This window comes from Streptomyces sp. NPDC002306 (assembly GCF_053593435.1).
The window spans coordinates 39,457-53,968 of the sequence record NZ_JBSFCK010000026.1 but is presented as its reverse complement, the minus strand read 5'-3'; the positions used below and the strand labels follow the sequence as shown (position 1 = coordinate 53,968).

The window sequence follows — 14,512 nt, the reverse complement described above, 5'->3', positions numbered from 1 at the left end:
CGTGCAGTGTGGCCGATCAGGCACCAGACGAAGGCAGGGTGACTACGCCATGACGACGCTAGAGCGGCCGACCCACAGCGCCGACGACTCCGTGAGCGTGCTGGTCTCGCGGGCTTCTCAGCAGATCTCGGACCTGGTCCGGGAGGAGCTGCTGCTGGCCCGGGCGGAGATGACCCGGAAGGGGAAACGCTTCGGGAAGGGCGGCGGCCTCTTCGGCGCGGCGGGCCTCCTCGGGCTCTTGGCCGCGCAAGCCCTGATCGCGGCCTGCATCGCGGCTCTCGCGCTGGTCCTGCCGGTGTGGGCGTCGGCCCTGATTCTCACGGCGGTGCTGGCGGTGGTCGCCGCGGTGGCCGCGCTGATCGGGAAGAAGCAGATCGCCAAAGCCGGCACCCCCGTCCCCGTGCAGACCATCGACAGCGTCAAGGCGGACATGGCCGAGATCAAGGAGAGGGCACACCGATGAGCGACGAATCCCGTACCCAAGTCGGCACGCCCACGCCTGAGGAACTGCGCGAGCAGGTCGAGCGCACGCGTGAGGAACTGGGGCAGACCGTCGAGGCGCTGGCGCACAAGGCCGACATCAAGGCGCAGGCGTACGAGAAGACGGCCGCGGTCAGGAAGCGGGCCGCGGCGGAGACCGCGGTGGTGGCCGACCAGGTGCGCGCGAACGCCCAGCACGCCGTGCAGTTGGTGAAGGACAGGACTCCCGATCGATTCCTGGACCAGGCCGCGCAGGCGTCCGGCCTGGTCGTCCATGCCACGGCTCGTGCCGGTCAGCTCGTCACGGAGAACACGCCCGACGCGGTCCTCGACAGGGCCGGTCAGGCCGCCACGGCGGCCCGCGCCAACCGCAAGCCGCTGTTCGTGGCCGGGGCCGCTCTGGTGGTCGCCACGCTGCTGGTACGGCACCGGCACGCGAGCCGATGAGGAAGCGCCCCCATGCCCCGTAGGCCTGCCGATCGCGGGTAAGAGGGCAATCATGATTGCTAGCGAAAGTCTCGCGGTCGCAGGGCAAGGAGCGTTTTTCCTCATCCTCGCCGGAGTGGTGGTGGTCGCCCTGTTGATCGGCGCGTTCTGGTTCGGCAGCCGACGTAGCGCACGCCGTGGAGCCCCTGTCGGACCGGCAGAGCAGAATCCGGCGGCGCGTCGGCGTGAGAACTCCTGGCAGACGCCGGACGGCGACGTCGGCGGCAGCTGACACGGCTCCTCGGCGGTCTCCTCGCCGGCGAGGAGACCGCCGAGGATCTCGTGTCGTGCACACACGCTCGTGGACGGGTCGGTCGGTCAGCAGACCGTCGGTCAACAGCCCTCCGCGGAGTCCGGGTTGGTGGAGGCGTCAGCGCGGCGCCGTCGAGTGGCCGAACCAGTGGCCTCGGCCACGGGATGAGGTGGTCCTCGGCGGACTCGCGTCCGCGCGGACGCTGTCGCGTGGCTCGGCCGGCTCGTCGCTCTCGCGGTCGGTGACGGTGTTTTCACGACGCGAGGTACTGAGCGCCCGCCGCGTCCGCGCGGAGCGACGGGCCGCATGGCGGGCGCCGATCATGACCAGGGTCAGTCCCAGGAGCGCCGCGGCTCCCACGATGATTCCGCTCAGAAAGAGGGCCCCGGTCGAGGCAGTGGCGTGGTAACCGAAAACCGAGAAGTCGCCGCCGGCGCCGAGACTGTGACCCGCACCGGTGTTGCCGAATATTCCGGCGAGGCCAACTATGGCTGCGACGACCAAAATGATGAGTCCGAGGATGAGAATCATGGAATCGCTCCTTGAATCTGTGTCCGGACAAGCCGCGGGACACAATTGCCGCCTACCCTTGTGGTGAATCGTCAAGCGGAAACGGAGGACACCATGCTCGTCCTCGGCGTCATTCTGCTCGTCATCGGTTTTGTGACGGGAATTTCGATCCTGTGGACCATCGGGATCATTCTGGTCGTCGTGGGGGCCGTGCTCTGGATCCTCGGAGCGGTCGGTCACGCAGTCGGCGGACGCCGACATTACTGGTAGCCCTGTCGGGAAAACGGCAGAAGGCTCATACGCGCCGCTGTATGCGGGCGGGCAATCTGTGCCCTTGTCGAGGCGGCGCTCGGACGCGGTGCGTTCGAGCGCCGCCTCGCTGTTCTCACCACGTCCACGGCTGCTCCCGGGTGGCCTCGCGACTCACCTTGTCCGGCCTGGCCGGCTGTCGTCGCGCCGGCGCCTGGCGCGCGGCCCGCGATCGCGCGCACGCTCCGGAAGCTCCGGGTGCCGGCCGGGAGGCCTGCGGAGGCGGGTGCCGGGTAGACGCCTGTGTACGAGGGTGAGTCGACGGCGCGACGGGAGTGAGATCGGTGGCGGTCAAGGCGATGGGCTGGGCGCACTCGTTCCCGCTGTCGGGAGGTGTGCGCGTCGGACGGGAGTGGACGCGCAGGCGTCTGGAGTCGCTGCCGTGGACCGCTGCCGAGCCGGAGACGGTGGACGCCGTCGTCCTGAGCGTGTCGGAGCTGCTCACCAACGCCCACCTGCACGCGCACAGCGACGCACAGCTCGTTCTCACCTGGGACGGCGAGTGCCTCCATGTGAGCGTCCACGACGAGGACCCGATGCTGCCGAAGCAGCGTGACCCGGGGGCGGGGGAGGAGTCGGGCCGGGGGATGGGGATCGTGCGGACGCTCGCCGACGAGTGCGAGATGACGGGTCAGCGGCACGGCAAGACGGTGGCGGCGTGCTTCCGCCCGGCCGGTGCGGACCGGCACGGCGACGGCTGAACTCCGTTCCGGGCCGCGCGAGGCGATCACGTTCCGCGCTGGGTTCCGTCAGTACCGGCGGCCCGTTCCTGACGGGCGGTCCGGAAAGGGGTTCGGGCACCTGGACAGCGGTGGGAGACATCCGGACAGCGGTGGGAGAGATGAGGCGTCGTGTTTCTGGCACGTGGATCGAGTGACGACCCAGAGGGCTGGCTCTGGACGCTGGCCGCTGTCGCGCTGTACGCGGTGATCAGTTACGGGCTGGAGTACCGGGCACGCGCTCGGCGCGGATCCAGACACCCGGCCCGGGACGCCCTGCGTGATCTCAAGGACCGCGAGGATCCCCAGACACCGCGGCACCGCTTCGTCAGCCGCGTGATCATGCTGTGCGGAGCCGCGGCCACCGGCCTGGTCGCCTTCGCGACAGCGACCACGGGAGCCGCCCGGATCCCGGCGGTCGCGCTCACGGCCGTGGTGGCGGTATCCGTGTGGGCGTACTACGACCATCGCACGGAGATGCGCGACTCCGGGAGGTGACGGTGGTCGGGGGAGGGCGGCTGTCTCACGCGGTGACCCTGTCGACGAAGGCCGTGAGGTTCCCGACGGTCCGCTGGATCTTCTCCTCCAGGGTGAGTGACTCGGGGAGCCGCGCACCGATGCCCGCGTCCTTCTTGCCCCGCACGTACAGAGGGCAGGCGAGGTCGCTGCAGATGTAGGCGCCCACGCTGTTCCCCTGCTGCCCGGCCCTGCCTGCCTTCGCGGCGACCAGGAGCGAGACGCCACCGGTGTGGGTGGTCAGGCATATCGAGCACATGCTGCGCCGGGTCTGCCAGGAGGAGGCGTGGGAGCCGCGCAGGGTGAGCGCCACCGTGCGGCCGTCCAGGTCGACCGCGAGGTAGGCCCGGTCGGGGGCCTGGGGGTCACGCCAGCCGAGGAAGTCCAGGTCGTCCCAGGGCCGTTCGGCCAGGTCATGGGGGATCGACAGGCGCTTGGCCTCGCCCTTGGAGCAGTTCACGAAGGCGGCGCGGATCTCCCGCTCGGTCAGTGGCTTCATACACGGCAGGCTAGTTTGCCTAAAACTGTTAGGCAAATGCATAATGCTTGTCGTTGGATGGGCGGAAGGTTAGGTATGGCGAGAGCAGGACTGACCCCGGAGCGTCTGACCCGTGCGGGTGCGGAGCTGGCCGACGAGGTCGGGTTCGAGCAGGTGACCGTCTCGGCGCTCGCCCGGCGGTTCGACGTCAAGGTCGCGAGTCTGTACTCGCACCTGAAGAGCTCCAAGGACCTCAAGACCAGGATCGCCCTGTTCGCGCTGGAGGAACTCGCCGACCGGGTCGCCGACGCGGTGGCCGGGCGGGCCGGCAAGGACGCCCTCTCCGCGGTCGCGAACGCCTACCGCGACTACGCCCGGGAGCACCCCGGCCGCTACGCCGCCGCCCGGTTGCGGCTCGACCCCGAGACGGCGGCCGCCAGCGCCGGGGTGCGGCACGCGCAGATGGCGCGAGCGATCCTGCGCGGCTACGACCTGACGGAGCCGGACGAGACACACGCCGTCCGGCTGCTGGGCAGCGTCTTCCACGGCTACGTCAGCCTGGAGCTGGCCGGAGGCTTCGAGCACAGCGCTCCCGACGCGCAGGAGTCCTGGGTGTGGGTCGTGGATTCGCTCGACGTCCTGCTGCGGGGCCGCGCCAGACCGGCGGAGGGTTCGCCGGTGGTCGAGAACGGCTGAGGGAACTGCCGTGACCGCCTTGTGCGCGACTTGGGCGATGGCGTGGTGCGGGTCCGCCCGATCGACGCCCTGGCAAGATGGCGGCATGGAACGTGTGCTTGGAATCGGTGGATACTTCTTGCGGGCTTCCGACCCGGCGGCCCTGAACGCGTGGTACCGCGATTGCCTGGGTCTGGACGCCGACGAGAACGGCCTGTGGCGTCAGGAGACCGGGCCGACGGTGTTCGCGACGTTCGAGTCGGAGACCGACTACTTCGGCTCCCGCACCCAGCAATCCATGCTCAACTTCCGGGTCCGTGACCTGGAAGCGATGCTCGCGCAACTGCGCGCCAAGGGGGCGGACGTGGCCGAGGAGACGCAGGAGATGGACGGCGTCGGTCGGTTCGGCTGGGTCACCGATCCCGAGGGGCATCGGATCGAGCTGTGGCAGCCGGCCTGACCGCGCGCTCACGCAGGCGGTGACGTGCTGGTCCCAACCGGACAGCACGTCGATCGCGCCGGCACGGGCGGGAGCGTCCGCGGAGGTGTCGGGGCCGGCCGGTTCGGCCGGCCCCTTGTTCCGTCCGTCAGAAGTGGGCCACGTCGACCACGGCCTGGGCGAACGCCGTCGGCGCCTCCTGCGGCAGGTTGTGGCCGATGCCCGTGAGTGTCCGGTGCTCGTACTTTCCGGTGAACTTGCTCCGGTACGCTGCCCCGTTGCCCGGCGCCGTGAACGGATCCCGCTCGGGGTCGAGGGTGATGGTCGGCACCGTGATGGCGGGCGCGAGGGCCAACTCGTCCTCGTAGCGGTCGTAGCGGCGTTCGCCCTCCGCCAGGCTCAGTCGCCAGCGGTAGTTGTGGATCACGATCGCGGGGTAGTCGGGGTTCTCGAAGGCGGCCGCGGTGCGTTCGAAGGTGGCGTCGTCGAAGTTCCAGGTCGGCGAGACGATGTCCCAGACGAGCCGGGTCAGTTCAAGGCGGTGGACCTTGTCCTCCATGGCCTTCTTGCCGCGCTCGGTGGCGAAGTAGTACTGGTACCACCAGGTGTGCTCGGCGGCCGCGGCGATCGGCTCCAGCTGGGCCTTGCGGTTGGTGATGAGGTAGCCGCTCACCGAGACCAGTGCCTCGACCCGGTCGGGCCACAGGGCCGCCAGGATGTCACCCGTGCGGGAGCCCCAGTCGAAGCCCGCGACCACGGCCTTGTGGATCTTGAGAGCGTCCATCAGCGCGATGATGTCCAGGGCGATCACCGACTGCTGGGCGTTGCGGAAGGTCCGTGAGGACAGGAAGCGTGTCGTGCCGTGGCCGCGGAGGTAGGGCACGATCACGCGATAGCCCTCGGCGGCGAGCAGGGGAGCGACGTCGACGTAGCTGTGGATGTCGTAGGGCCAGCCGTGCAGGCAGATGACCACAGGGCCGTGAGCGGGCCCCAGTTCGGCATAGCCGACGTTCAACAGACCGGCCTTCACCTGCTTCAGCGCGGGGAAGGACGTGTGCGTGCCCGGAGTGACCGCCGGCACGACGGGGGCCCCGCCGGTTCGGCTCGGAGCGGTGGACGCGTCGGCGACTCCGTGGAGACCGGCCAGTGAGACGGCGGCCGCGCCCGTGCCCAGACCCATCGCCTTGTTGAAGGTACGCCTGTTGATCATGTGAAACCTTCCGTGCGTCATTCCGATGCGCTCTGCCGGTGCGAGGCAGGGACTCCGGTGGGACAAGTCTCGGCGTCATCGCCGCAGGCCGCTCGCGGCGATGACTCTGACACAGCGATTCGTCACCGGTCAAGACGGTTATGTGGCCTCGGCGGCGCCTGCTGTCATCGGCCGTCGTGATCTCAACCGACGGCCGCTTGTGCGTGATCTCGATCGTCGGGCGATTGCAGGCGAGCCGATCGATTCATCCATCACCGGCTTGACAGGTGACGCGATGCAGGGCAAGTTAGTCACCAGTTAGAGCGGTGATGCCGAGCGGCTGCCAGACAGCTGTGCCGCGGCCGGCGTCATCCGGCGACCGGACGGTTTCCGCGTCGCCCCACGTACTTCTGGAGGATCCACTCGTGTTCAACATCAAGGCCGTAGGCAAGCGACGGGCTCTCACCGGTGTCGGCGTGGCCGTCACGGCGGGCGCGGCATTCGGGGCCTTCGCGCTCGCCGGCACCGCCAGTGCCGACGGCGCCACGGCGGTCGGCAAGGAGCACGGCAAGCCCACCATCGTCTTGGAGCACGGCGCGTTCGTGGACGCTTCCAGCTGGAACGGTGTGATCTCCCGGCTGCGCGCCGACGGCTACCCCGTCGTCGCCGCCGCGAACCCCCTGCGCGGCCCGCGCAACGACGCGGCCGAGCTGCGCGGCCTCCTCGACCACGTCAAGGGTCCCAAGATCCTCGTCGGCCACTCCTACGGCGGCTCCGTGATCAGCCAGGCCGCCGCGAAGGACCCCGACGTCAAGGCCCTCGTCTATGTGGCCGCGTTCCTGCCCGCCCCCGGCGAGAGCGCCTTGGGGCTGACCGGCAAATACCCCGGCTCCACCCTCGCCGATGTCCTTGACCCCGTCACGGTCACCCATGCCGACGGCACCACCAGCACCGACCTCTATGTCCAGCAGGGCAAGTTCCGCCACCAGTTCGCCGCGGACGTTCCGCGCGACGAAGCCGCCCTCGCCGCCGTCGCCCAACGCCCCGTCGCCCAGGCCGCCCTGGAGGAGAAGGCCACGGTCGCCGCCTGGAAGACCATCCCCAGCTGGGACGTCATCACCACCCAGGACCTGAACATCCCGGCTTCCGCCCAGCGCTTCATGGCCCGGCGGGCCCACGCCCACACCACCGAGGTCGCCGCCTCCCACGCCGTAGCCGTCTCCCACCCCGGCGTCGTCACCCGCGTCATCGAAGAGGCCGCGCGCACCACCCGATAGCGGCCCCGACGTCTGCACTCCGGCACCGGCGACACGACGTCTGCACCCCGATACCCGCACCCAGACACCTACACCTCTACACCTCGACACCTGAAAGCGAGAGCGCTGCCATGGACATGAAGCTCGAAGTCGTCGTCATCCCCGTCTCCGACGTCGACAAGGCCAAGGACTTCTACGTGGAGAAGCTCGGGTTCCGCCTCGACGCGGACTTCCCGATCGACGACGGCTACCGGATCGTGCAGGTGACGCCGCCCGGCTCGGCGTGCTCGGTCATCTTCGGCGACGGCGTGACGCATACCCCGGCGGGTTCGGCTCGGGGGCTCCATCTCATCGTCTCCGACATCGAGCAGGCCGGCGCGGAGCTGGCCGACCGAGGCGTCGATGTCTCCGGCCCGTTCCACGACGTCACCGGGGCCTTCCATCACGCCGGCGAGACGGGCAGGGTGCCCGGACTCCACCCGGAGCGAGCCAGCTACGGCTCCTTCGCCTCGTTCGCGGACCCCGACGGCAACGACTGGATACTCCAGGAGATCACCGAACGCGCGCCGGGCCGCTGACGGCAGCACGCTGGGCGCACCGCTCGTCACCGCCTTGACAGGTTACGTGAAAGAGCGCAGTCTTGTTGTCGTCTCGCGGCGAGCGGGGCGCGATCCACGATCGACGAACTCGATCGACGAAGACGATCGACGAAGAAGGGAACGGTCATGAGCGAGGACGTCACGACGGATGCCGCCGCGGCGGCACGGCACGTTCGCTACGGCAGTCTTCCCGAGCGGATCCGCTTCGAGGACATGACCGAGGTGGCGGACGCCGGGGCCGGCGGCGGGGGTGCCGCCTCGTACAACCCTGAAGGCTCGTGGAACTACTTCTCGTGCCTGGCCCTCGATCTGGGGCTGTAGTCCTGGCTGTGCTTGTGGCCTGGTCCTGGCTGTAGTTCCTCGGGCGAAGGGTCGGTTCGCGGCGCGCGAGGGTCCGAAGTGGTCGGGAGAGTGGGTGAGTGAGGGAAGTGGAACACGGCGAGAACGTTGCGTATTCGTCAGTCACTGGTCAATATGGTGACGTGAAACACGCCTTCCCCTGCGGCACGCTGCCTCTCGATTTCGTCGGCACCCTACGCGCGCGACGCAACGACGCACCGATGGAGAAGCTCGCCTCTCCCGAGCTGCTCGACGACTGGTTCGTCGAGTCGAAGATGCTCGATCTGGCGCCCGGTGGTGACGAGACGGACCTCACCCTCGCCCTGGAACTGCGCGAGGCGATCTACGCGCTGGTGGCGTCCCGCCTCGCCGGCCGGCCGCTGCCCACCAAGGCGGTCGCCGCGGTGAACCTGCACGCGGCGGGCCTGCCGGTGACGCTGCGGCTCGGACCTGACGGTACGACCCGTACCGGCTCCGTCTCCCAGGGGCTCGCGGCTCTCGCGCGCGAGACGGTCGAGATCCTCGGAGGCGACGAGGAGGCGCTCCTGCGCGAGTGCTCGCGTCCCGAGTGCACGCAGGTCTACCTCGACCGGTCGCGAGGGCATCGGCGGGAGTGGTGCGCCATGCGGACCTGCGGCAACCGGGTCAAGGCCGCCGCCTACCGGGCACGCCAGAGCGGCGCGACCGTCTGACCGGTCCGGGTGCGATGGTCACCCGGTGCGTTCCAGCAGGCGGTGCGGGTGTGCCGGGTACACGCCGAGGATCCGTACCTCGGACGAGAAGAAGTGCAGTTCCTGGAGGGCGAGCGCCACGTGGGGCTGGTGCGGGTGGCCCTCGACCTCGACGTAGAAACAACTGGGATTGAGGCCCGCGCCCAACTGGTAGCTCTCGATCTTGGTGAGGTTCACCGAGCTGCTGGCGAAGCCGCCGAGCGCCTTGTAGAGGGCGCTGGGGATGTTCCGTACGGCGAAGAAGAGGCTCGTCATCGTCGGCTCGTCCGTGACGGGCGCGAAGGCGGACTCGCGGGAGAGGACGACGAACCGCGTGGTGTTGTCGGGGTCGTCCTCGACCCCCGCGCGCAGTACCTCCAGGCCGTACTGCCGGGCCGCGGCGGGCGGGGCGAGCGCCGCGTGCCGCGCGTCACCGAGCTCCGCCACCTCGCGGGCGGCCCCGGCCGTGTCGTCACTGACGAGCGTGCGCCAGCCGCCCTCGCGCAACACCTTGCGGCACTGCCCCAGCGCGTGCACATGGCTGCGGACGCACTCGACGTCGGCCGGAGCCGTACCGGGTACGCCCATGAGGTCGAAGTGGATGGCGAGGAAGTACTCGCCGATGACGAACAGGCCCGACTCCGGGAGCAGGTGGTGTACGTCCGCGACCCGCCCGGCGGCGGAGTTGTCCACCGGGATGACCGCCAGGTCGGCGGTCCCGAGGGTGACGGCGTCCAGCGCCTGCTCGAAGCTCGTGCAGGGCAGTTCCGTGCTGCCGGGAAAGAGGTTCTGGGTGGCGGTCGCCGAATTGGAGCCGAATTCGCCCTGATATGCGACGATCGTCACTTTGTGTCACCTCTCGCTACGGAGCCGACGTCCTCGGTCAGCCGGAGACCTACGGTAGATCGCCGAGGTCGACCACCACGTTGCTGTCCACAACGAGAGACTCCGCACGGCCTTCAGCCCGTGCCGGTGCCTGAGGTCTCCGAGGACGGACACCCTGTCGAGCCAGGCGCCCGAGCGGGTGCGCGCATCACGTTGCCCGGGTACGGCAAGCACGTGCTACGTCTGACTGCCGGTCGCCGTCGTTGCCCGCGTGATCATGACTGCACGAGACTTGCCCGTCGGATTTCGGTGGGGTGCGGCGGGGGAGACGAGCGATGAAGACGATGAGAAGTGGCGCGGCCCAGGGGGCGGACGGGCCGTCGCCACACGCGCCGGTGGCCGGCCGGAACCTGTTGGTGGGTGCGGTGCTGATCATGTTGTCCCTGGCCGCCGCGCTGACGTCCTCTTTCCTTTTCGCCACGGTGCTTCCCACCGATCGCACCCTCTACCGGGAGTACAAGGCGGCCGACGTCTGTCCCGCCCGCACGGTGATACCGAGCGCGGAGGACTGCCTGCGGGAGGTTCCCTTCACCGTGGAGGACACCGTGAAGGCGCGCAGGCACATGCGGGCGACCCTGGTCGGCCCCGAGCCCTATGCGCGGGTCGTCGTGCCGTTCGGCGACCCGGAACCGGTGCTGGACGGGCTCGAGCGAGGCGACCGGGTCACCGGCACCGTCTGGCGCGGCGTCGTCGTGGTCGTCGCCGAGGGTGACGCCCGGCAGGAATCCTCCGAAGCGCCCCGCGACGAGCTTCAGATGACGGCCGCCGTGGGCACGTTCGCGGGACTGCTGGCGGCGCTGGCGCTGATGTTCGGCGCGATCCGGCTGGCCAGGCCACGCGACCCCGGGTTCTTCACCTGGCGTCCGTACGGCAAGTGGCTGCTCATCGTCGCGGGGGCCAGCTGCGTCGTCGTGGGCCTGGTCACCGTGTGGACGGGCCTCCCGTGGCTGCTCGTGCCCACGGTCTGCGGGACGGTCGTCGCGGGTACGGCGTGGTTCCTCCACCGGGACCTGCGGCTCGGACGGGTGGGCCCGTAGAGGACCCTTCCGACGCGCGGCCGTGCGTGACCGCGGTCGCGGAGACCCCCGTGCCCATGGCTCGAAAAGTGATCCGGAATCAGTTTCCGTGCGGCGCGCACGGGTTACGCTCTCGGTCGTTGCGCTTCCTGCCAAGTCGACGGGCTGTCACCACGATGCGAAGAGCCGTTCTGACCACTCCTCCTGGCTGAAGCCGGTCCACCTTCGATGTCATCGCCGGAAGAGGAGCACGTCCATGCGACTTTATGCCCAGACTTCAGCGCGTCGGACCCGTCAGGTGGTCGCGGACCTGATCGCCGTCGTCCTGATCGCGGCCGCGGTGAAGTTCGCCCTGGCCGTTCGTGACGTGATCTTGTTGCTGGCCGAGCCCGGACGGAAGGCGGAGAGCGCGGGCGACACCCTGGCCGACGGTCTCGGCGACGCCGGCGAGGCGGCCGCGAAAGTGCCGTTCGTCGGCGACTCCCTGAAGAAGCCGCTCCAGTCCGCCGCCGACGCCGGGACCGGCCTCGCCGATGCCGGACAGTCGCTGCAGGACACCGTGGGCCAGGTCGCCACCTTGACGGCGGTCGCCCTGATCGTCCTCCCGGTGGCTTTCGTACTGGTGTTGTGGCTCCCCCCGCGCCTGCGCTGGATCCGGCGCAGCGCCACCACCCGGCGACTGCTCGACGCCGACGGAGGCGCCGATCTGCTCGCGCTGCGCGCCCTCACCGGCCCGCAGCGCGCTCTCGCCGCGGTCCCCGCCCCTCCCGGTGGACTCGCCGACGCCTGGCGGCGAGGAGACCAGCAGATCATCGACGCGTTGTCCGAGATCACACTCAGGCGGGCGGGGCTGCGCCCCTGACGTGTGAGGTGCGAGTCGCCCCACCAGGGGACACCGGCCGAGTTGCCCGGCCCACCTTGCCTACGTACCGTCGAGTGGGAGGCCGTAGTCCCCCGAGGTGTTGTGCGAGACGGCGTCACAGGGCGCAGCCCATGACGAGGGGATGTCAGGCATGCCCAGCGAGACCCACACCGTGAAGCGCGTGGACGTTCACACGGGTATTCCCTACGGTGAATTCGTCACGGCGCTCGAAGAGGCGGCTCCTCCCCTTGACGCGGGGGTGTACGAGCTCATCGAGGAGGCTGGTGGTACCTGGGACGATGTTCGAGCGGCCATGGAAGTCAACGCTCCCCACCACCTGATCCGTTACTGGCGGCTGAACGGCACCCGGGCCTTGCGCCTGGCGAACGGCTCCACGAGGTCGATGGAGTATCTGATCGGCAACCATGTCATCGCCGAGAGCATGTTCCGTCACGACCCCCGGGCCCTGTTGTACGCGCCGCTGCGGATGCTGGTGTGGAGCGACGACGAGAACAATGCCGTCCTCAGCATGCACCGGCCCAGCGACGAGTTCGGAAGCCTGGGTCCGGCGGAAGTGACGAAGGTCGGTGAAGAACTCGACCGCTATGTCATCGAGCTTCTCCGCCTGTGCGGCGTGGACGCCGGGCAGGATTTCGCCTGATCGCGTCCGTGCGGTGCTGAGTTCGCTGCCCGGGTCCGAGTAGGCCGACCGAACGGACGGCGTCGGCTCAGTCGTTCCCGACAGCGAACCGGACTTCCGGAGCCTTGCCTTGACCGCGCGCATGGACGCGGGCGCGGGCCGCCGCCAGGTCTCACCCACCCCGTCGCAGACACCCGACATTCCCACGCCGAGGAGGGCCCTGTGTCCGGCTCACTCACCTTCCCAGTGACCAGTCGCGAGTGGCTTCTGCTCAGCCGCCCCGAGGGCTGGCCCGTTCCCGAGGACTTCGCCCTCGTCGAGGCCGAGTTGGCCCAGCCCGGAGACGGCCAGGTCCTCGTCCGCAACGCGTACCTCTCCGTGGACCCGTACATGCGGGGGCGCATGAGCGCGGCCAAGTCGTACGCGGCGCCCTTCGAACTCAACGAGCCCATGCAGGGCGGTGCCGTCGGCGAGGTGGTCTTCTCCCGTGCCGAGGGCATCGTCGTGGGCGACCACGTGCTGCACTCCAGCGGCTGGCGTGAGTACGCCACCGTCGACGGCGAGCAGTGCGTGAAGGTCGATCCAGGGGCCGCGCCCCTGTCCGCGTACCTCGGCGTGCTCGGCATGACGGGCCTCACCGCGTACGCGTGTCTGCTCCGCACCGCCGCGTTGCAGGAGGGCGACATCGTCTTCGTGTCCGGTGCGGCCGGCGCGGTCGGCAGCCAGGTCGGGCAGATCGCCGGGCTCAAGGGCGCCTCCCGTGTGATCGGCTCCGCCGGGTCCGACGAGAAGGTCGCCCTGCTGCTGGACGAGTACGGCTTCGACGCGGCGTTCAACTACAAGGACGGCCCGGTGGCCGCTCAGTTGCGGGCCGCCGCCCCCGACGGCATCGACGTGTACTTCGACAATGTCGGCGGCGACCATCTCGAGGCCGCCCTGGGCTCGCTCAACCTGAAGGGCCGCATCGCGATCTGCGGAATGATCTCCGCCTACAACGACACCGAGCCCGCACCGGGCCCGCGCAACCTGGCCCGGCTGATCCAGACCCGTGGCCGCATGGAGGGGTTTCTGGTGCGGGACCACTACGACCTCCAGCCCCGGTTCTTCGAGGAGGTCGGCGCCTGGGTGCGCTCGGGAGAGCTCAGGTACCGCGAGACGGTCGTCGAAGGAGTCGAGAACACGTTGGACGCCTTCCTCGGCGTCCTGCGCGGCGACAACACCGGCAAGATGATCATCAAACTCTGAGCCCCCGCCCTCTGCCGCGGATCCTGTCGGCCGGTCACCGCCACGCCGATGACTTCGCGCGTCGCGGGGGGTCCACACCCTCACACCGCAGACCGCGCACACGATCAGTGAGGGATCATGGACACCAACGCACTACCGCCCGTCGTCGACGCGGACACCTGGCAGCGTGAGCTGGACGCGCTACGGGCCCGGGAGAAGGCCGCGACCCGGGAGCTCGACGCGATCGCCGCCCAGCGCCGCCGTCTGCCGATGGTCAGGATGCCCGAGTACGTCCTCGACGGCGCGGGCGGACCGGTCCGGCTGGCCGACCTCTTCGAGGGCAAGAAGCAACTGATCGTCTACAACCACATGTGGTTCCCCGGCGAGCAGTGGCAGTGTCCCGGCTGCACGGGGTACACCGCGCAGTTCACCCGGCTGGAGTTCCTGGACAACTACGACGCCCGTTTCGTCATCGTCACCCAGGGCCCGATCGAGGAGGCGCTCGCCTACAAGCACCGGGTCGGCAACAAGATGACCTGGTATTCCACCGCGAACAGCCCCTTCGGCGCCGACGTGGGCGCGGCGCCCGGCGAAGGCTTCGCCGTCAACGTGTTCCTCCGTGACGGCGACACCGTCCATCGCACCTGGCACACCACCGGCCGTGGCACCGAACAGCTCAGCCACACCTTCGCGCTGATCGACCTCCTGCCGTACGGACGGCAGGAGGAGTGGCAGGACTCGCCCGCCGGCTGGCCGCAGTCGCCCACGTACAGCCGGTGGTCCGCCTCGAAGGACATCGCCGCGGCGTACGGCCCGGACTCCGCGCAGGCCTGATCACGTCGTGGGCATCCCGGACCGGACGGCCACGGTCAGCTCGACCGGGCGGGTCCGGTTCCGGGTCCACCGGACCGGTCCGCCTATTCGACC

General features: G+C 69.5%; 22 protein-coding genes. 18 read left to right on the top strand and 4 right to left on the bottom strand.

Annotation, left to right across the window (positions count from 1 at the left end):
* The first annotated feature begins 49 nt into the window (after positions 1 to 49).
* From ACWCQK_RS32460 to ACWCQK_RS32450, 3 genes are read left to right on the top strand one after another with little or no spacing between them, the layout of a single operon-like run.
* Positions 50 to 463 carry a phage holin family protein gene (locus ACWCQK_RS32460; protein ID WP_451161127.1) on the top strand — a complete coding sequence of 138 codons (414 nt, stop codon included), beginning with the start codon at positions 50 to 52 and terminating at the stop codon, positions 461 to 463.
* The gene (locus tag ACWCQK_RS32455; protein ID WP_451161125.1) at positions 460 to 927 is read left to right on the top strand and encodes a DUF3618 domain-containing protein; all 468 of its coding nucleotides are present in this window, start codon (positions 460 to 462) and stop codon (positions 925 to 927) included. Before ACWCQK_RS32460 ends, ACWCQK_RS32455 begins: the two co-directional genes overlap by 4 nt.
* A 52-nt stretch (positions 928 to 979) precedes the next feature.
* A complete protein-coding gene (locus tag ACWCQK_RS32450) occupies positions 980 to 1,198 on the top strand; it encodes a DUF6479 family protein (protein ID WP_451161123.1) in 219 nt (72 codons plus the stop codon).
* A gap of 138 nt (positions 1,199 to 1,336) precedes the next feature.
* Here ACWCQK_RS32450 and ACWCQK_RS32445 read toward each other — a convergent pair whose 3' ends face one another.
* On the bottom strand, positions 1,337 to 1,750 hold the full coding sequence (locus tag ACWCQK_RS32445; protein ID WP_451161122.1) for a hypothetical protein: 414 nt from the start codon (positions 1,748 to 1,750) through the stop codon (positions 1,337 to 1,339).
* A 93-nt stretch (positions 1,751 to 1,843) separates the two neighbouring features.
* On the opposite strand from ACWCQK_RS32445, the gene ACWCQK_RS32440 reads away from it, so the two are divergent.
* From ACWCQK_RS32440 to ACWCQK_RS32430, 3 genes are all read left to right on the top strand, one after another.
* Positions 1,844 to 1,999 (top strand): DUF6131 family protein, encoded by a 156-nt coding sequence (locus ACWCQK_RS32440; RefSeq protein ID WP_451161120.1) that lies wholly within the window; start codon positions 1,844 to 1,846, stop codon positions 1,997 to 1,999.
* Between the two features lie 323 nt (positions 2,000 to 2,322).
* Positions 2,323 to 2,739 carry an ATP-binding protein gene (locus ACWCQK_RS32435; protein ID WP_451161118.1) on the top strand — a complete coding sequence of 139 codons (417 nt, stop codon included), beginning with the start codon at positions 2,323 to 2,325 and terminating at the stop codon, positions 2,737 to 2,739.
* Between the two features lie 150 nt (positions 2,740 to 2,889).
* Positions 2,890 to 3,255 (top strand): hypothetical protein, encoded by a 366-nt coding sequence (locus ACWCQK_RS32430; RefSeq protein ID WP_451161116.1) that lies wholly within the window; start codon positions 2,890 to 2,892, stop codon positions 3,253 to 3,255.
* A gap of 25 nt (positions 3,256 to 3,280) precedes the next feature.
* Here ACWCQK_RS32430 and ACWCQK_RS32425 read toward each other — a convergent pair whose 3' ends face one another.
* Positions 3,281 to 3,772 carry an FBP domain-containing protein gene (locus tag ACWCQK_RS32425; RefSeq protein ID WP_451161114.1) on the bottom strand — a complete coding sequence of 164 codons (492 nt, stop codon included), beginning with the start codon at positions 3,770 to 3,772 and terminating at the stop codon, positions 3,281 to 3,283.
* A gap of 75 nt (positions 3,773 to 3,847) precedes the next feature.
* Between ACWCQK_RS32425 and ACWCQK_RS32420 the strand changes: the two genes are divergently transcribed.
* Both ACWCQK_RS32420 and ACWCQK_RS32415 read left to right on the top strand, forming a co-directional pair.
* Positions 3,848 to 4,447 carry a TetR/AcrR family transcriptional regulator gene (locus tag ACWCQK_RS32420; protein ID WP_451161112.1) on the top strand — a complete coding sequence of 200 codons (600 nt, stop codon included), beginning with the start codon at positions 3,848 to 3,850 and terminating at the stop codon, positions 4,445 to 4,447.
* Positions 4,448 to 4,532: 85 nt separating this feature from the next.
* Positions 4,533 to 4,886 (top strand): VOC family protein, encoded by a 354-nt coding sequence (locus ACWCQK_RS32415; RefSeq protein ID WP_451161110.1) that lies wholly within the window; start codon positions 4,533 to 4,535, stop codon positions 4,884 to 4,886.
* Positions 4,887 to 5,013: 127 nt separating this feature from the next.
* Here ACWCQK_RS32415 and ACWCQK_RS32410 read toward each other — a convergent pair whose 3' ends face one another.
* Positions 5,014 to 6,075: an alpha/beta fold hydrolase gene (locus ACWCQK_RS32410; protein ID WP_451161108.1), complete on the bottom strand. Its 1,062-nt coding sequence runs from the start codon at positions 6,073 to 6,075 to the stop codon at positions 5,014 to 5,016.
* 100 nt (positions 6,076 to 6,175) lie between these two features.
* Here ACWCQK_RS32410 and ACWCQK_RS32405 point away from each other — a divergent pair, with 100 nt between their 5' ends.
* The 5 genes from ACWCQK_RS32405 to ACWCQK_RS32385 all read left to right on the top strand — a co-directional run bounded on the left by ACWCQK_RS32405 (position 6,176) and on the right by ACWCQK_RS32385 (position 8,940).
* Entirely contained in the window at positions 6,176 to 6,376 is a 201-nt protein-coding gene (locus ACWCQK_RS32405; protein ID WP_451161106.1) for a hypothetical protein, read from the top strand.
* A 103-nt stretch (positions 6,377 to 6,479) separates the two neighbouring features.
* Positions 6,480 to 7,331 carry an alpha/beta fold hydrolase gene (locus ACWCQK_RS32400; protein WP_451161104.1) on the top strand — a complete coding sequence of 284 codons (852 nt, stop codon included), beginning with the start codon at positions 6,480 to 6,482 and terminating at the stop codon, positions 7,329 to 7,331.
* A 110-nt stretch (positions 7,332 to 7,441) separates the two neighbouring features.
* Positions 7,442 to 7,888 carry a VOC family protein gene (locus ACWCQK_RS32395; protein WP_451161102.1) on the top strand — a complete coding sequence of 149 codons (447 nt, stop codon included), beginning with the start codon at positions 7,442 to 7,444 and terminating at the stop codon, positions 7,886 to 7,888.
* 147 nt (positions 7,889 to 8,035) lie between these two features.
* Positions 8,036 to 8,230: a hypothetical protein gene (locus ACWCQK_RS32390; protein WP_451161100.1), complete on the top strand. Its 195-nt coding sequence runs from the start codon at positions 8,036 to 8,038 to the stop codon at positions 8,228 to 8,230.
* A 161-nt stretch (positions 8,231 to 8,391) separates the two neighbouring features.
* Positions 8,392 to 8,940, top strand: coding sequence for a CGNR zinc finger domain-containing protein (locus ACWCQK_RS32385; RefSeq protein WP_451161098.1), 549 nt, complete (start codon positions 8,392 to 8,394; stop codon positions 8,938 to 8,940).
* An 18-nt stretch (positions 8,941 to 8,958) separates the two neighbouring features.
* Here ACWCQK_RS32385 and ACWCQK_RS32380 read toward each other — a convergent pair whose 3' ends face one another.
* Entirely contained in the window at positions 8,959 to 9,804 is an 846-nt protein-coding gene (locus ACWCQK_RS32380; protein WP_451161096.1) for a prephenate dehydratase, read from the bottom strand.
* A gap of 314 nt (positions 9,805 to 10,118) precedes the next feature.
* Between ACWCQK_RS32380 and ACWCQK_RS32375 the strand changes: the two genes are divergently transcribed.
* The 5 genes from ACWCQK_RS32375 to ACWCQK_RS32355 all read left to right on the top strand — a co-directional run bounded on the left by ACWCQK_RS32375 (position 10,119) and on the right by ACWCQK_RS32355 (position 14,419).
* A complete protein-coding gene (locus ACWCQK_RS32375) occupies positions 10,119 to 10,880 on the top strand; it encodes a hypothetical protein (protein ID WP_451161094.1) in 762 nt (253 codons plus the stop codon).
* A 235-nt stretch (positions 10,881 to 11,115) separates the two neighbouring features.
* Complete coding sequence (locus ACWCQK_RS32370) at positions 11,116 to 11,721, top strand: hypothetical protein (RefSeq protein WP_451161092.1); 606 nt, start codon at positions 11,116 to 11,118, stop codon at positions 11,719 to 11,721.
* Positions 11,722 to 11,872: 151 nt separating this feature from the next.
* Complete coding sequence (locus ACWCQK_RS32365; RefSeq protein WP_451161090.1) at positions 11,873 to 12,382, top strand: DUF302 domain-containing protein; 510 nt, start codon at positions 11,873 to 11,875, stop codon at positions 12,380 to 12,382.
* 225 nt (positions 12,383 to 12,607) lie between these two features.
* A complete protein-coding gene (locus tag ACWCQK_RS32360) occupies positions 12,608 to 13,606 on the top strand; it encodes an NADP-dependent oxidoreductase (protein WP_451161088.1) in 999 nt (332 codons plus the stop codon).
* 117 nt (positions 13,607 to 13,723) lie between these two features.
* Positions 13,724 to 14,419: a DUF899 domain-containing protein gene (locus ACWCQK_RS32355; protein ID WP_451161086.1), complete on the top strand. Its 696-nt coding sequence runs from the start codon at positions 13,724 to 13,726 to the stop codon at positions 14,417 to 14,419.
* Positions 14,420 to 14,512 lie beyond the last annotated feature (93 nt).

Coding starts and splice junctions, on each gene's coding strand:
- ACWCQK_RS32460 (WP_451161127.1), top strand. CDS start 50: ATGACGACGCTAGAGCGGCCGACCCACAGCGCCGACGACTCCGTGAGC.
- ACWCQK_RS32455 (WP_451161125.1), top strand. CDS start 460: ATGAGCGACGAATCCCGTACCCAAGTCGGCACGCCCACGCCTGAGGAA.
- ACWCQK_RS32450 (WP_451161123.1), top strand. CDS start 980: ATGATTGCTAGCGAAAGTCTCGCGGTCGCAGGGCAAGGAGCGTTTTTC.
- ACWCQK_RS32445 (WP_451161122.1), bottom strand. CDS start 1,750: ATGATTCTCATCCTCGGACTCATCATTTTGGTCGTCGCAGCCATAGTT.
- ACWCQK_RS32440 (WP_451161120.1), top strand. CDS start 1,844: ATGCTCGTCCTCGGCGTCATTCTGCTCGTCATCGGTTTTGTGACGGGA.
- ACWCQK_RS32425 (WP_451161114.1), bottom strand. CDS start 3,772: ATGAAGCCACTGACCGAGCGGGAGATCCGCGCCGCCTTCGTGAACTGC.
- ACWCQK_RS32420 (WP_451161112.1), top strand. CDS start 3,848: ATGGCGAGAGCAGGACTGACCCCGGAGCGTCTGACCCGTGCGGGTGCG.
- ACWCQK_RS32415 (WP_451161110.1), top strand. CDS start 4,533: ATGGAACGTGTGCTTGGAATCGGTGGATACTTCTTGCGGGCTTCCGAC.
- ACWCQK_RS32410 (WP_451161108.1), bottom strand. CDS start 6,075: ATGATCAACAGGCGTACCTTCAACAAGGCGATGGGTCTGGGCACGGGC.
- ACWCQK_RS32405 (WP_451161106.1), top strand. CDS start 6,176: ATGACTCTGACACAGCGATTCGTCACCGGTCAAGACGGTTATGTGGCC.
- ACWCQK_RS32395 (WP_451161102.1), top strand. CDS start 7,442: ATGGACATGAAGCTCGAAGTCGTCGTCATCCCCGTCTCCGACGTCGAC.
- ACWCQK_RS32390 (WP_451161100.1), top strand. CDS start 8,036: ATGAGCGAGGACGTCACGACGGATGCCGCCGCGGCGGCACGGCACGTT.
- ACWCQK_RS32375 (WP_451161094.1), top strand. CDS start 10,119: ATGAAGACGATGAGAAGTGGCGCGGCCCAGGGGGCGGACGGGCCGTCG.
- ACWCQK_RS32370 (WP_451161092.1), top strand. CDS start 11,116: ATGCGACTTTATGCCCAGACTTCAGCGCGTCGGACCCGTCAGGTGGTC.
- ACWCQK_RS32365 (WP_451161090.1), top strand. CDS start 11,873: ATGCCCAGCGAGACCCACACCGTGAAGCGCGTGGACGTTCACACGGGT.
- ACWCQK_RS32355 (WP_451161086.1), top strand. CDS start 13,724: ATGGACACCAACGCACTACCGCCCGTCGTCGACGCGGACACCTGGCAG.